The sequence below is a fragment of the Sphaerisporangium rufum genome (assembly GCF_016863395.1).
Classification (GTDB): domain Bacteria; phylum Actinomycetota; class Actinomycetes; order Streptosporangiales; family Streptosporangiaceae; genus Sphaerisporangium; species Sphaerisporangium rufum.
Genome location: NZ_BOOU01000051.1, coordinates 1 through 14802 on the forward strand (window position 1 = coordinate 1; position 14802 = coordinate 14802).

General features: G+C 71.7%; 15 protein-coding genes. 8 read left to right on the forward strand and 7 right to left on the reverse strand.

Going from position 1 to position 14802, the window contains the following annotated elements:
- Positions 1-97 precede the first annotated feature (97 nt).
- The gene (locus Sru01_RS17795) at positions 98-1069 is read left to right on the forward strand and encodes a magnesium transporter CorA family protein (RefSeq protein WP_203986912.1); all 972 of its coding nucleotides are present in this window, start codon (positions 98-100) and stop codon (positions 1067-1069) included.
- 49 nt (positions 1070-1118) lie between these two features.
- Here Sru01_RS17795 and Sru01_RS17800 read toward each other — a convergent pair whose 3' ends face one another.
- The 3 genes from Sru01_RS17800 to Sru01_RS17810 form a co-directional block, all read right to left on the reverse strand.
- Positions 1119-1361, reverse strand: coding sequence for a hypothetical protein (locus Sru01_RS17800; protein WP_203986915.1), 243 nt, complete (start codon positions 1359-1361; stop codon positions 1119-1121).
- Positions 1358-1762 (reverse strand): hypothetical protein, encoded by a 405-nt coding sequence (locus Sru01_RS17805; RefSeq protein WP_203986918.1) that lies wholly within the window; start codon positions 1760-1762, stop codon positions 1358-1360. The genes Sru01_RS17800 and Sru01_RS17805 overlap by 4 nt, the downstream gene beginning before the upstream one ends.
- 249 nt (positions 1763-2011) lie before the next feature.
- Positions 2012-2848 (reverse strand): sensor histidine kinase, encoded by an 837-nt coding sequence (locus tag Sru01_RS17810; protein ID WP_203986921.1) that lies wholly within the window; start codon positions 2846-2848, stop codon positions 2012-2014.
- A gap of 261 nt (positions 2849-3109) precedes the next feature.
- Here Sru01_RS17810 and Sru01_RS17815 point away from each other — a divergent pair, with 261 nt between their 5' ends.
- On the forward strand, positions 3110-3700 hold the full coding sequence (locus Sru01_RS17815) for a dihydrofolate reductase family protein (RefSeq protein WP_203986924.1): 591 nt from the start codon (positions 3110-3112) through the stop codon (positions 3698-3700).
- 233 nt (positions 3701-3933) lie between these two features.
- Positions 3934-5034: a peptidoglycan-binding domain-containing protein gene (locus Sru01_RS17820; protein WP_203986927.1), complete on the forward strand. Its 1101-nt coding sequence runs from the start codon at positions 3934-3936 to the stop codon at positions 5032-5034.
- A gap of 13 nt (positions 5035-5047) precedes the next feature.
- On the opposite strand, the gene Sru01_RS17825 is transcribed toward Sru01_RS17820, so the two are convergent.
- Positions 5048-5512, reverse strand: a complete 465-nt coding sequence (locus tag Sru01_RS17825) for an Lrp/AsnC family transcriptional regulator (RefSeq protein ID WP_203986930.1) — start codon at positions 5510-5512, stop codon at positions 5048-5050.
- Between the two features lie 108 nt (positions 5513-5620).
- On the opposite strand from Sru01_RS17825, the gene Sru01_RS17830 reads away from it, so the two are divergent.
- The 3 genes from Sru01_RS17830 (at position 5621) to Sru01_RS17840 (ending at position 8665) form a co-directional block, all read left to right on the forward strand.
- Complete coding sequence (locus Sru01_RS17830) at positions 5621-6661, forward strand: Glu/Leu/Phe/Val dehydrogenase dimerization domain-containing protein (protein ID WP_203986933.1); 1041 nt, start codon at positions 5621-5623, stop codon at positions 6659-6661.
- A gap of 151 nt (positions 6662-6812) precedes the next feature.
- Complete coding sequence (locus Sru01_RS17835; protein WP_203986949.1) at positions 6813-7784, forward strand: aldo/keto reductase; 972 nt, start codon at positions 6813-6815, stop codon at positions 7782-7784.
- A gap of 293 nt (positions 7785-8077) precedes the next feature.
- A complete protein-coding gene (locus tag Sru01_RS17840; protein WP_203986954.1) occupies positions 8078-8665 on the forward strand; it encodes a Uma2 family endonuclease in 588 nt (195 codons plus the stop codon).
- Between the two features lie 197 nt (positions 8666-8862).
- On the opposite strand, the gene Sru01_RS17845 is transcribed toward Sru01_RS17840, so the two are convergent.
- Positions 8863-9186, reverse strand: a complete 324-nt coding sequence (locus Sru01_RS17845; RefSeq protein ID WP_203986957.1) for a peptidase inhibitor family I36 protein — start codon at positions 9184-9186, stop codon at positions 8863-8865.
- Between the two features lie 315 nt (positions 9187-9501).
- On the opposite strand from Sru01_RS17845, the gene polX reads away from it, so the two are divergent.
- Positions 9502-11187 (forward strand): DNA polymerase/3'-5' exonuclease PolX, encoded by a 1686-nt coding sequence (gene polX / locus Sru01_RS17850; protein ID WP_203986960.1) that lies wholly within the window; start codon positions 9502-9504, stop codon positions 11185-11187.
- An 87-nt stretch (positions 11188-11274) separates the two neighbouring features.
- Positions 11275-12411, forward strand: a complete 1137-nt coding sequence (locus Sru01_RS17855) for a sulfite oxidase (RefSeq protein WP_239137516.1) — start codon at positions 11275-11277, stop codon at positions 12409-12411.
- A 126-nt stretch (positions 12412-12537) separates the two neighbouring features.
- Here the strand turns inward: Sru01_RS17855 and Sru01_RS17860 are convergent, their stop codons facing one another.
- Together Sru01_RS17860 and Sru01_RS36475 are read right to left on the reverse strand one after the other, a co-directional pair.
- The gene (locus Sru01_RS17860) at positions 12538-14148 is read right to left on the reverse strand and encodes a monocarboxylic acid transporter (protein ID WP_203986978.1); all 1611 of its coding nucleotides are present in this window, start codon (positions 14146-14148) and stop codon (positions 12538-12540) included.
- Positions 14141-14734 carry a DUF485 domain-containing protein gene (locus tag Sru01_RS36475; RefSeq protein ID WP_307812042.1) on the reverse strand — a complete coding sequence of 198 codons (594 nt, stop codon included), beginning with the start codon at positions 14732-14734 and terminating at the stop codon, positions 14141-14143. The genes Sru01_RS17860 and Sru01_RS36475 overlap by 8 nt, the downstream gene beginning before the upstream one ends.
- Positions 14735-14802 lie beyond the last annotated feature (68 nt).

Genomic DNA, 14802 nt, shown 5'->3' on the forward strand with positions numbered 1-14802 from the left:
GCCGGGCAGCCGGCGCGTGGCCCGTCGGAACCGGCGGCGTCGCCGATCCGGGGCGTCCCGCCGGGACCGGCCGGGCAGGGCTCTACGCTGGTGCGTCATGGTGCGTACCCGGCTCTACCGCGACGGTGCCCTGCGGGCCGAGGGCTTCCCGATCGAGGAGGTCTCCGAGCACATCAAGGACCCGGCCGCGACGGTGTGGTTCGACCTGTGCGCGCCGTCCCCCGAGCAGCTGGGGCTGATCAGCGAGGAACTCGGCCTGCACCCGCTGGCCATCGAGGACGCCCTGCACCCGCACCAGCGGCCCAAGCTCGACATCTACGAGAGCCACCTGTTCCTGACCGTCTACGCGGTCCGGCTGGACGAGGCGGGCGGCCTGGTCCTCACCGAGGTCTCCGTCTTCGTCACCCGCAACGCGCTGGTCACCGTGCGGGCGAACGACTCCTGCGACATCGACGCGATCGTGGCGCGCTGGGACGCGACCCCGCACCTGACCCGGCACGGCGTGGCGTTCCTGCTGCACGGCCTGCTCGACTACGTGGTGGACGGCCACTTCGACGTCGCCCAGGAGCTGGACGACCGGGTCGAGGCGCTGGAGGACCGGCTGTTCGCCGAGCAGACCGGCGACCGCCGGGACATGCAGCGGCAGATGTTCGACGTCCGGCGCACCACCGTGCGGTTCCGCCGGGTGGTCGTGCCGATGCGCGAGGTGGTCAACACGCTGATCCGCCGCGACCTGCGGGTGGTCGACCCGGATCTGGTGCCGTACTACCAGGACATCTACGACCACGTGCTGCGCGTCTCGGAGTGGACCGAGTCGCTGCGCGAGCTGGTCGGCAACGTCTACGAGACCCACCTCAACCTGCAGGGCTACCGGATGAACGACATCATGAAGCGGGTGACGAGCTGGGCCGCGATCATCGCGGTGCCCACCCTCATCACCGGCTTCTACGGGCAGAACATCCCCTTCCCCGGCTTCTCCCGGGACGACGGGTTCTGGACGTCGTCGGTGCTGATCGTGACGGTGTCCTCGATCCTGTATCTGATCTTCCGCCGCCGCGACTGGATCTGATCTCGCCGGCGGCCGGCCCGCCGCCGGGCGGACCGGCGGGCCGCGACGGTCAGCGCCGGCCGCGGCCGTCCTGGACGGCGATCCACTCCTCGTCGGAGATGGGCGGCGCGCCCAGCGCCCGGGCGGCCAGGTCCAGGTCGGCCCGGCTGAGCCGCCAGCTATGCATCATCGCCTCGGCGCGGCGCCGGCGGCGCTCGCTCTCCATCACCGCCTCCACCGCGGCGCGCAGCCGGCGCACTGCCGGGTGGCCGGCCCGCGCCGGGTCGCGCGGTGTGCTCGCCGCGCCGGTCAACTCGCCTCCTCGGCGCCCGCCGGCCAGGGCGGCACCGGCGGCGTCCCGGCCGCGCCGGGAGCGGGCCGTTCAAGGACCGGCGGCACCGGCACCGGCGGCGGGGCCGGGCGGCCGGGGCGGAGCTCGGCGTACCGGTCGGCCAGCCGCCGCGCGGTGGTCACCGTGTCGTCGGCCGGGCAGTAGTTGTAGACGCGGCGGCCGGTGCTCGACGACACCGTGCCCGACCACCAGAAATAGCAGCGCCCGTCGGTCCAGGCGACCAGGTCGGCGCAGATGGCGACCAGGGCGATGCCCTGACCTTCGTGCACCTCGGCGGTGATGCCGAACTGCTCCAGTACGCGGTTCAACCGGCGGGCGGCCGTGGTCGCCGGCTGCCGTCCCGACCGGTCGTGGACCCTCATGACGCCGGCTCCGGCGCGGTGCTCAAGAACCCGTGTAAACCCATGGTCTGAAGGTAAGAACGGGCGAAACGATCTAGCAAGGGTGTTCCTCGCAGTTGCTCGACGTTGCCCGGCGATGAACCGCACCGGGCCGGTGGCCGGGCGGAGGCCGGGACCGCCGGATGCCGGGACCGCCGGATGCCGGTGGCCGCACGAGGACGGCGGCCGCACGAGGACGGCGGCCGTACGAGAACGGCGGGCCGCCCGGTCTCAGCGGCCGGGCGGGACGGCGGGCAGCCGTACGACGAACAGCGCGCCGCCGGCCGGTGACCGGGTGACGTGCACGCCGCCGCCGTGCGCGCGGACGATGTCGTGGGCGATGGCCAGGCCGAGGCCGCTTCCCCGCCCGTCCAGCCGGCGGGCCTCCTCCAGCCTGGTGAAGCGCTCGAAGATCCGCCGCCGGTCGGCCGCGGCGACCCCGGCACCGTCGTCGCCGACGGCCAGCTCGGCCGTGTCACCGTCCCGGCGCACCCGCACCTCAACCGCCTGCCGGGCGTGGCGCTGGGCATTGTCCAGCAGGTTGATCAGCACCCGGCATATCAGCTCGCGTACCGCGTGCACGCTCACCCCCTCGTCCAGCCGCAGGGTCACCGGCAGGCGGTCGGAGCGGTCGGCGACCTCCGCGGCCACCAGTACGGCCAGGTCCACCGGTTCGGACGGTTCCGGAGCGTCCTGCTGCCGGCGGGCGAATTCCAGCAGGTCGGTGATGACCGCCTCCATCCGGCCCACCGCGCGCAGCGAGGCGCCCAGCAGCGCGTGGAGGTCGGCCTGCCCGGGATCCATCCCGGCCACCTCCAGCTCGGCGCGCAGCGCGGCGAGCGGGGAGCGCAGCTCGTGGCACAGGTCAAGGGCGAACGGACAATGCATATGGCCGACGTCCGGCGACTCCCCCAGGCCGGGAGGCCCGGTACCGCCCACCGACCCCGGGCAGCAGGCCCCCACCGCGTCCGGCCGGCCCCACTGCCGGCGGAGAACGAGGTGGCCGGCCAGCATCAGCGAGGTGGCACCGGTGGCCGCCAGGACGGATCCGGGTCGCAGCTGACTCATCATTTCATCCCCCTTAACATGCGCTTTTTCCGTACCTTGGCATTCGAAGAGGTTTTGACGAAGGTTGCAAACCTTTACGGTCGTGCGCCCGATGTGAGGAATCGCACCCACCCGCGCACCAGCGCCCCGTCACCGCATCCTGCCCGCCGACGGCCGGTCGACCGAGTCGTCCTCGTCCCGTCGATCCGGCGGCTCGCCGTTCGTGTAGTCGGCGAGAGCCGGCGACGGTTCCGGAAGAAGATCACCGAAGGGATCACGGACATGGGCAAGGTCATCGCGATCGAACACCTCACGCTCGACGGCGTCATGCAGGCGCCCGGCCATCCCGAGGAGGACACCCGGGGCGGCTTCCGGCACGGCGGCTGGGCGGCCCGGTGCCAGGACCCGGCCATGCAGGCCGCCATGGGCGCCCGCATGTCGACTGAGTGGTCCCTGCTGGCGGGCCGGACGACCTACCAGCGCTTCGCCGACCACTGGCCGCGGCAGGCGCCGAACCCGTTCACCGAGGCCCTGAACCGGGTGCGCAAGTACGTGGCCTCCACCACGCTGGCCGGGCCGCTGCCCTGGCAGCATTCCACCCTGCTGGACGGCGACGCGGTCGCCGCGGTCGCCGCCCTCCGGCGGGAGTCGGCCGCGAACCTGGTGGTGTTCGGCAGCGGGGAGCTGGTCAGGTCGCTGCTGCCGCACGGCCTGGTCGACGAGCTGCTGCTCCTGATCCACCCGCTGACCCTCGGGTCGGGCCGCCGGCTGTTCGCGGACTCCGGCTCGGACCTGTCCGCCTTCCGGCTGGCCGACTCCACGGTGACCCCCACCGGCGTCCTCATCGCCACCTACCAGCCCGCCGGCACCTGATCGCCCCCCGCCGCCGGCGACCCACCCGGAGCACGACCCGGTCGGCGCCCAGGAAGACGGTCGGCACGAATCCGAGTCGCGCGTCGTCGGATCGTGAGCACGCGACGGGCGCCCCGGCACGCGCTTCGGGGCGCCCATCGCGTCACTAACACTTCCGGTCCGCCGCGCGATGTCTCTGTGTCCTCCTCGGCTGCCACGGCGGAGGTCGGCAAGCCTGCCTGGAGGTGATCACGGTGACCGATCAGTTGGTTCTGCTGGGGCTCGGCTTCATCCTGACGACCGTGCTGGGCGGGCTTCTCGGCTACTTCTTCCAGCGGCGTTCCTGGGCACACCAGTACAAGATCCAGCAGCGTGAACGTGAACGTGAACAGGCGAGCAAGACGTTCGAGGAGATCAGCAGCCTGCTCGACAGACGCCTTTACCGCATGCGCCTGGTGTTCTGGGCCGCCAAGCGGCAAGCTGCGGACGGCGCGGCCGCTGGGCTCGCCGAGGCGCGCGAACACTACCGCGAAGTGCTGCTGACCTGGAGCGACAATCTGAATCGCAGCTCGGCTCTCACGCAGGTGTACTTCGGGACGGGCACCCGGCGGCGACTCGAGGAACTGTATGAGGACTACGCGGCCATCGGGCGCGCGCTGGACCAGTTCATGCGCGACCTCGGCCACGAAACGGCGCGGGAGAAAGGCGAGACGAGCGTGCGCTTCCGGCGCATCGAACAGGTCCCGCCGATAGGGCAGCGGCTTGACCAGCTCAGCCATCAGGTCTATGTCATGAACCTTCACATGCTGCGGCTGCTGCAGAGCGGTCAACTGGGTCAGGCGGCTCCCATCGAGCCGATCCCCGCGCCCCGGGTGCGCTTGCTGCAGTTCGGCGACCAAGGCGCCGCAGTGCGCCGGCTGCAGTCGGCCCTTGGCCGGATCGGTGAGACCTCGATCGTGGCGGATGGGCTTTTCGGGCGGGAGACCGAACGCGCGTTGCGTGCCTTCCAGCAGGCCAACGGACTGGTCGCGGACGGCAGATATGGGTCGGCGACCCGCAAGGCGCTGCCCATCGGGGAGAATCTGCCGCTACTCCGCGACGGTGCGAAAGGCGACATGGTCGAACGACTCCAGACCGTCTTGACGGACTACGCTCCGAACCGCTGGGAGATCACAGCGGGAGATGCGGACGGCGTATTCGGACCCGCCACGAGCAGGGCCGTCGAGGCTTTCCAAGAATGGCACGGCCTGCTGGTCGACGGCGTAGTGGGCCCCAACACCTGGGCTGCTCGCTTGAGCGATCCCGGCCCCTCGCTGGAACGGGCGGTCGGCACTCGACTCAAGACCGCTCGGTGATGCGGGCCCGCCGCTACTCAGGGGCCGGGAGCCGGGTGGGGACGGTGTTGCTGACCTGCTGGAAGATGACCGAGGTGCGGAAGCCGATGATCTCGCCGCGCTTGCTGAGCCGGTCGGTGAGGAAGGCGTGCAGGTGGTCGAGGTCCTGGACGGCGACGTGCAGCAGGAAGTCGTCGCCGCCGGAGAGCACGAAGGTGTGCAGGACCTCCGGCAGGCCGCTGGCGAACCCCTTGAAGCCGTCGATGACGGCCCGGCTGAGCGGACGAACCTGCACCGAGACCAGCGCCTGGACGCCGCGGTTGAGTGCGGCCGGATCGATCTCCGCGTGGTAGCCGCGGATGACGCCCCGGCGGTGCAGCGCCCGGACCCGCTCCAGGCAGGTCGAGGGGGCGATGCCCAGCTGCCGGGCCAGCTCGCGGTTCGACTGCCGCGCATCCGTCTGGAGCAACCGGACGATCTCCGAATCAAGTTCATCCACGGTCGGTAACCGTAGCCGATTCCGGCCGAACGATCGGTCACGCTGGCGAACGATCAGTCACCCGTCCAGCATTGCATCGTCAAGCCAGGCAGATGGAAGGACGAACGGATGCTCGACCATGAGCAGGTGACGATCCGTACCGGCCGGCGCTCCCGGCTGCCGGTGATCGTGGCGGTGCACTCGACGGCGCTCGGCCCAGCGGCCGGCGGCCTCCGGCTCTGGCACTACCCCGACTGGCGGGACGGCCTCACCGACGCCCTTCGCCTGTCGGCGGGGATGACGGCGAAGTTCGCGGTGGCCGGGCTGTCCAGCGGCGGCGGGAAGACCGTCGTGGCCCTGCCGGAAGGCAGGGAACCGAACGACGGCGAGCGGCGCGACGTGCTGCACGACGTGGCGGACGTCATCGACTCGCTCGGCGGGATGTACGCCACCGGGCCGGACGTCGGAACCGGCGCCGAGGACATGGCGGTGATCGGGGAGACCACCCCGCACGTGTTCTGCCGCCCGGCCCGGCTGGGCGGCAGCGGCGACTCCTCACCGCACACCGCGCGGGGAGCGCTCGCCGCGCTCCGGGCCGTCGGCCGCCGGCTGTACGGCACCCCGACGCTGGACGGCCGCAGGCTCGCCATCATCGGCCTGGGCCGGGTCGGGGCCGGCCTCGCCCGGCTGCTGGCCGCCGAAGGCGCCGTCCTGACGGTCACCGACGTCGACCCGGCCAAGCGGGAACTCGCCGGCGAGCTCGGCGCCGGCTGGCTGGCTCCCGGCGACATCCTCGCCGCGGACGTGGACATCGTGGTCCCCGCGGCGCTCGGCTCGGTCCTGACCCGGCGGACCGTGGCCGAACTCCGCTGCCGGGCAGTTGCGGGACCGGCCAACGACCAGCTCGCCACCCCGGACGTCGCCGACCTGCTGCACGGGCGCGGCATCATCTGGGTGCCAGACTACGTCGCCGGCGCGGGCGGGGTCATCAACGCCGTCAGCACCGAACTTAACCACCTCGACCCGGACGAGGCCGCAGCCCGGGTGGACGCCATCGCCGACACGGTGGACCACCTGCTTGACACCGCACAGCGCCACGGCCACACCCCGGCGCGAGCGGCCAGCGACCTCGCCCGCCACCGGCTGCACACCGGTTCTCGTCCAGCCTGATCACCGATCCGGCCGGTGGGACGTATGTGCGCCCGTCGGCTGTCGGCCGTGCTTCCGGTGGCGGGACGGGTGCTCGCCCTCCCCCGTGATCTCCGGTAGCGGGGGGCGGTCGTAGGCTGGGCCGGCGGGAGAGGTCACGGGAGGATTGACTATGGAGTATGTGCGGCTTGGGTCGACCGGGCTGAAGGTGTCGCGGGTGTGTCTCGGCATGATGAGTTTCGGGGACCCGGCACGCTGGCAGGACTGGGTGCTGGACGAGGATGCGGCCGAGCCGCTGGTGCGCAAGGCGGCCGAGGCGGGCGTCACCTTCTTCGACACCGCCGACGTCTACTCGCAGGGCACCAGCGAGGAGGTGACCGGCCGACTGTTGCGCCGGCTGTTCCCGCGCCGGGACGACTACGTGCTGGCCACCAAGGTGTACTTCCCGATGGGCGAGGGCGCCAACGACGGCGGGCTGTCACGCAAGCACATCCACGCCGCGATCGACGACTCGCTGAGCCGGCTGGGCACCGACCACGTGGACCTGTACCAGATCCACCGGTGGGACGACCAGACGCCGATCGAGGAGACGATGGAGGCACTGCACGACGTGGTCCGGGCCGGCAAGGCCCGCTACATCGGCGCCTCCAGCATGTACGCCTGGCAGTTCGCCAAGGCCCAGCACGTCGCCGAGACGCACGGCTGGACAAAGTTCGCATCCATGCAAAATCACCACAATCTTCTTTATCGCGAGGAGGAGCGGGAGATGATCCCGCTGTGCCGGGACCAGGGGGTCGGGCTGATCCCGTGGAGCCCGCTGGCGCGCGGCCTGCTGGCCCGGGCCGGGTCGGGCGCCGCCACCACCCGGGCCGGCACCGACGCGCGGATCGAGCAGCTCTACGGCGGGCCGGGCGACGCCGACGTGCTGGCCAGGGTGGCCGAGACCGCCGCCGCCCGCGAGGTGCCGGCCGCCCAGGTGGCGCTGGCCTGGCTGCTCGCCCAGCCAGGGGTGACCGCGCCGATCGTCGGCGCCACCAAGGAGTCGCACGTGGACGACGCGATCGCCGCCACCACCCTCACGCTGACCGACAAGGAACTCGCCTACCTGGCCGAGCCCTACCAGGCCCGCCCCGTCCAGCACTGACGGCGTCCGGGCCGGGATGCCACTCCTGGATTCCGGCCCGGACGCACCGGTGCCGGTGAATCCATCCGGCCGGCCGACGCGCCGCGGGCCGTTCCGCCATTGACTTCATCACGTTGAGTACCCGATCACTCGCTGTCGGTGGTATATCTGCGGTCGTGCGACTTCACCACTCCCCCTCCGAGGCGGCGGACCCGTCGGCCGCCCCCTTACCCGGCTCACGCCGGACGCCCGACCAGGCGGTGGCCGTTCACGGCCTACCTCGTGCGCGCGAACGGAGGACCTACCCTGTGACCATGACCATCGAATTCGATCAGCACCGGGCGGACCGCCCCTGGACCAGGGAGGAGACCCGGGATCTCCCGGAGGGCTTCCGGTACGAGATCGAGGACGGAAACCTCATCGTGATGAACTCCCCCTCGCCCGGGCACCAGCTGGTGGCCTACCGGCTGATGAACCTGCTGAACGACGCCGCCGAGGCGGCCGGGGTGGACGCGGTGGCGATCGGACCGGTGGACGTGGCGGTGCCGAGCGCCCGCGGCGGGTATCTCAGCCCGGACGTCGCGGTGATCCCCGGGGCGGCCACCGAGGGCGGTTACGAGCTGCTGGTCGGCGGCGACGTCCTGCTCGCGGTGGAGATCACCGGGAAGGACGCCATCACCCGCGACATGGTCACCAAGTGCGGGGTGTACGCAGGGCTGGGCATCCCGTCCTACTGGGTCGTCCGGATGGACGAGCCGGCGATCCGGGTGATCGTCTTCGAGCTCGCGAACGGCGGGTACCGGCGGGTCACCGAGATCGTGGCGGGCGGGTCGGCGGTGCTGGACCGGCCGTTCCCGGTGACGGTCGAGCCGGGCGGGCTGGCCCGGCGGCCCGGCCGGTGAGCGGGGGCGGGCGGGAAGATGGAAGGCTCAGGATGATCTCGTGGGCGGGGCCGGTGACGAGGTGGCGGCGGCGCTGACGGAGTGCGCTGCCGCCGTCTCCGCCAGATCCGCCTGGCAGGCGTTCCGCCGCGACCCGCCGGCGCGTCCTCCCCGCGGTCCGGCGGACCAGGGAGCGACGCGCCCGACGGCCGGCCCCGCTAGTAGCCGAACCAGATCGACGTGACCTTGTTGCCGATGCCGCCGCCGACGTTGCCGGAGATACCCTGCCGGAAATATGAGATGCCGCCAGAGCAGTTGGCGTGCTGGTACAGCGTGACGGGTATCGACATCCGGTTGTAGGCCGAGCTGATCCGGTCGTTCCAGGTCGATACCACGTTGACGCAGCCCGACCAATCTCCGCCGTACTCGTACTTCGCCCCGGTTCCGTTGGACCCGTCCCACAGGCAGAGCCGCTGCGGGCTGGAGTTGCACTCGCTGTAAGCGGCGTGCGCGGTGCCCATCCCGAGCACACCCGTGCTCACCGCGAGCGATGCCGCGCTCAGCACCACACCCACACGCCGTCCCAGGGCCGGTAGCCGACCGGTCATTGGGGTCTCCCTCCCGATGAAGATCAAGTCCTCGTTGATCTTAGGTGGGTGCTTTACCAAAGGCAATGAAAAGGACATCCGTAAATACCGAACCTCGATCCGCGGCTCGTGCCGGCCCGCGGGACGGGGGTCCTGGACCGGCCGTTCCCGGTGACGGTCGAGCCGGGCGGGCCGACCCGGCGGCCCGGCCGGTGAACGGGCGGCCGGGGACGTGGGCGGCCGGGGAGGCGGGAGGCTTAGGCTGATCTCGTGGGCAGGGCTAACGACGAGGTGGCGGCGGCGCTAACGGAGTACGCCGACCTGTTCGCCATGACCGGCGGCGACGCGTTCCGGGTGCGCAGCTACCAGAAGGCGGCCAAGGCGATCGCCGGCCACCCCGAGGACATCTCCCAGGTGAACGTGCGGCGGGTGCCCGGGGTCGGCGAGGCGATCGCGAAGAAGGTGGAGGAGTTCCTGAGCCGCGGCGGCTTCCGCCAGCTGGACGACCTGCGGGCCGAGGTGCCCGAGGGGGTGCGCCGGCTGACCCGGGTGCCGTCGCTGGGGCCGAAGCGGGCGATCTTCCTCTACCGCGAGCTGGGCATCGACTCCCCCGAGGCGCTGGCGGCGGCGATCGGCGCGGGCCGGCTGGCCGGGGTGCGCGGGTTCGGCGCCAAGAGCGAGGAGAACCTCCTCAAGGGCGTCGAGCAGCTGCGCCAGGCCGGCGGCCGGGTGCACCTCGGGGTGGCGATGGACCTGGCCGAGCGGGTCATCGCCTCGCTGCCCGCCGAGCGGGTGGCCTGCGCGGGGTCGGTGCGCCGGATGAAGGAGACGGTCGGCGACATCGACATCCTGGCGGTGGGGCCGCCGAGCCTGATGGAGCACTTCCGGCGGCAGCCGTACGTCGCGGAGGTGATCGCGAGCGGCGAGCGCAAGACCTCGGTGCGCACCCGGGAGGGCATGCAGGTGGACCTGCGGCTGGTGCCCGCCGGGTCGTGGGGCGCGGCGATGCAGTACTTCACCGGGTCCAAGGAGCACAACGTGCGGCTGCGCGAGATGTGCGTCAAGCGTGGCTGGAAGCTGTCGGAGTACGGTCTGTTCGAGGGCGACCGGGTGATCGCCGCGGCCACCGAGGAGGAGATCTACCAGGCGCTCGGCATGCCGTGGATTCCGCCGCCGCTGCGCGAGGACACCGGGGAGGTGGCGGCGGCGCTGCGCGGTGAGCTGCCCGACCTGGTCACGTTGGATGATCTGCGCGGGGACCTGCACACCCATACGAATCTCACCGACGGGATCGCGCCGCTGGCGGACATGGTCGCGGCGGCGGCCCGGCTCGGGTACGCGTACTACGCGGTGACCGATCATGCGCCGGATCTGGTCATGCAGCGGATGACGCTGGACAAGGCGCTGGAGCAGCGGGCCGCGCTGGCCGAGTTGCAGCCGGCCTACCCGGGGATGCGGCTGCTGCACGGCACCGAGTTGAACATCGGCCCGGACGGCGCGGTGGACTGGCCGGCCGAGGTGCTGGCCGGGTTCGACGTGACCGTGGCGTCGGTGCACTCGCACTTCACCCAGCCGCGCGCGGAGATGACCCGCCGGTTCGTGGCCGCCTGCGAGAACCCGCACGTGCACGTGATCGGGCATCCCACCACCCGCAAGATCGGCCGGCGGGAGCCGGTGGACGCCGACTGGGACGCGGTCTTCGCGGCGGCGGCGCGCACCGGTACCGCGCTGGAGATCGACGCCTACCCCGACCGGGCCGACCTGCCCTCGGACCTGGTGCGGCGGGCGCGGCACCACGGGGTGAAGTTCTCCATCGACAGCGATTCCCATGCGGTGCCGCACCTGGCCAACCTGCGATTCGGGGTGGGGGTGGCGCAGCGCGGCTGGCTGACCGCCGAGGACGTGATCAACGCCTGGCCGGTGGAGCGGCTGCTGGCATTCCTGAACCGGGCCTGACCGGGATGGCGCGCGGGCGGCCTGGCCCGGCTTGCATATCCCTTATTACGGGTAGGTAATATGGGATCAGTAGAGGGAGGTGGCCCCATGGACCTCGACCATCGGACGACCGGCGCGGCGGCCGCGACCGCGATCCCGTCCGCCATCCTCAAGCCGCTGCCGCCGGAGGTGTTCGTCGTGCACGGCGCCAGTGCCGAGACCCGCTGGGCGGCCATGCGCGGCCAGGGGCACCACACCCCGACCGACCGGTTCTTCGTCCGCAACCACACCGCCACCCCGCTCATCGACGCCGCCGCCTGGCGGCTGCGCCTGCACGGCGACGGCCTGCCCGCGCCACGCGCGATCACCTACGACGAGCTGCGCGCGCTGCCGGCCACCGTCGCCGACATCGCCATCGAATGCGCGGGCAACGGCCGGGCGCACTTCTCCGCGCAGCGCGGAACCGACTACCCCGGGATCCCGTGGGGCCTGGGCGCCATCGGGGTGGCCCGGTGGCGCGGCGTGCCGCTGCGGGTGCTCCTGGAGCTGGCCGGGGTGCGGCCGGCGGCGGTCGCGGTGATGCCGCGCGGCCTGGACGCGTCGTACGTCGAGGACGGCGTCGACCACGGGCGGGTGCGGCGCCCGCTGCCGATCGGCAAGGCGCTGGACGACGTGCTGGTGGCCTACGAGATGAACGGCCGGCCGCTGCCGCCCGACCACGGGTTCCCGGCCCGGCTGGTGGTGCCCGGCTGGAGCGGGGTCGCCTCCATCAAGTGGCTCGGTGACATCGAGGTGTCCTGCGCCCCGCTGTCCTCGCCGTGGACCACCGAGTTCTACCTGATGACCGGACCGGGCCATCCGGCCGGCCCGGACGCCGCGCTGGCCGAGCAGGTGGTCAAGAGCGCGTTCGAGCTGCCCTGGCCCGCCCGGCTGCGTGCGTTCGCCCCGCAGGTGCTGCACGGCCGCTCATGGTCGGGGCACGGCCGGGTGATCCGGGTCGAGGTCAGCGTGGACGGCGGCCGGGTCTGGCGCGCGGCCGAGCTGCTGCGGCCACCGGCCGGTGATGCCGGACGGTCGTGGACCCGCTGGCGGCTGGGCTGGACGCCCGGCGCGCCGGGGCCGGCCGAACTGATGGCGCGGGCGACCGACGCCACCGGGGCCCGGCAACCCCTGGCGTCCGGGCCCAACGATCTCGGCTACCACTTCGACGCGGTGGTGCGCCATCCGGTGACCGTGGTCGCCTGAGGAGGGCCCCCGGGCGGTGACCCGGCCGCGGGCCCGCTGGAGGAGTGGCCCGCGGCCGGGAGTCCCGCCCGCCGGGCCCGGCCCGCCCGCCGGGAGGGGACGGCGGCACGGGCCGGGCGCGTGGTCTTAGTGCGGGACCGCCTTCTCGGCGCCGGCCCCGGTGAGGGACCGCACCTCGATCTCGGCGTACTTGGCGGCGTTGTGCTCCTTGCTCAGCACGGTGCCGAGGTAGCCGGCCAGGAAGCCGATCGGGATGGACACCAGGCCCGGGTTCTCCAGCGGGAACCAGGCGAAGTTCGCGCTCGAGATCAGCGAGGTCGGCTTGCCGGACACCACCGGCGAGAAGAACACCAGGAACACCGCGGAGCCGAGGCCGCCGTAGATGGCCGACACCGCGCCCGCGGTGTTGAACCGCTTCCAGAACAGGCTGTACAGGATGGCCGGCAGGTTGCCGGACGCGGCCACCGCGAAGGCCAGCGCGACCAGGAACGCCACGTTGAGGCTCTGCGCCGGGATGCTGAGCGCGATCGCGACGATACCGATCACCAGGGCGGCGATCCGGGCGACCCGGATCTCCTGCCGCTCGGTGGCGGTGCCCTTCTTGAACACGTGGGCGTACAGGTCGTGCGCGAAGCTGGACGAGGAGGCGAGCGTCAGGCCGGCGACCACCGCGAGGATGGTCGCGAACGCCACCGCCGCGATAATCGCCAGCAGGACCGTGCCGCCGACCTCGCCGAACATGATCTCGCCGACCTTCTGGGCGAGTTGTGGCGCCGCGGTGTTGCCCGCCTTGTTCTGCGCGGCGATCGCCTTGCTGCCGACCAGTGCGGCGGCGCCGAAGCCGAGCACCAGGGTGAGCAGGTAGAACACCCCGATGATGCCGATGCCCCAGATGACCGACTTGCGGGCGTCCCGGGCGGTGGGCACGGTGTAGAAGCGGATCAGGATGTGCGGCAGGCCGGCGGTGCCGAGCACCAGGGCCAGGCCCAGGCTGATCAGGTCGAGCTTGCCGGCCAGGCCGGCGGCCTCGGTGCCGTACTTCAGGCCGGGGTTGAGGAACGCCTCGCCCTTGCCGCTCTGCTGGGCGGCCTCGCCGAGCAGGCTGGAGAGGTTGAAGCCGGAATGGGCGAGCACCAGCAGGGTGACCAGCGCGGCGCCGGTCATCAGCAGCACGGCCTTGACGATCTGCACCCAGGTGGTGCCCTTCATGCCGCCGGCCACCACGTAGACGATCATGAGCAGGCCGACGACGATGATGGTGGCGGCCTTGCCGGCGTCGGAGGTGATGCCGAACAGCAGGCCGACCAGCGCGCCCGCGCCGACCATCTGGGCCAGCAGGTAGAAGATGCTGACCACGATGGTGGACACGCCGGCCGCGGTGCGCACCGGGCGGGGGCTCATCCGGAAGGCCAGCACGTCGGCCATGGTGAACTTGCCGGAGTTGCGCATCAGCTCGGCGACCAGCAGCAGCGCCACCAGCCAGGCGACCAGGAAGCCGATCGAGTAGAGGAACCCGTCGTAGCCGGACAGCGCGATGATGCCCGCGATGCCGAGGAACGACGCGGCCGACATGTAGTCGCCGCCGATGGCCAGGCCGTTCTGCACGCCGCTGAACGACCGGCCGCCGGCGTAGAAGTCGGCGGCGCTCTTGGTGTTGCGGCTCGCCCAGTAGGTGATGCCGAGCGTGGCGAACACGAACACCAGGAAAAGGGTGATGGACAGCGTCTGGTTACTCATTGGCCGCGTCCCCTTCGATCTCGGCGCGCAGCCGGCTGGACACCGGGTCCAGCTTGCGGTCGGCATGCCGGGCGTACAGCCAGGCGATGAGGAATGTGGAGACGAACTGCAGCACGCCGAAGATCAGCGCCACGTTTATGTTGCCGAACACCTTGGTGCCCATGAAGCCACGCGCCCAGGCGGACAGAATGACATACAGCAGGTACCAGACAAAAAAGGCGACGGTCACCGGGAAGGCCCAGTTGCGGTAGCGGCGGCGGAGTTCCTGGAACTCCGGATTCGCCTGCATCTGTTCGTAAACCGATGATTCATCGTGTCGAGTGGTCACAAGACCTCCCACGTTGTGATCTGAATCACGCCTCACCGTAGGAACGGCATCGCCGCGCGCATAGGGGGTGTGCGCCGCATCATCGCCGAGCAGTTCGGACGGCTCGGTCACCTGGACGGGCGGTGCGCCGAATGGCCCGTTCCGCGCGACGAGCGGTCCGGCCGGCGGGCCCGTCGCAGGCAGGGCGGCCACCGCGCGGATCAGGTCAACCGATGGGCGAGCGCCGTGGGTCGCGGTGACAACGGCGCGGAATCCCACGAGTCCTCGGTAGACCCGGCACTGAAGAGCGAAGCCCGAACCCGGCGATCCGCCGGCACCTCGCTCCC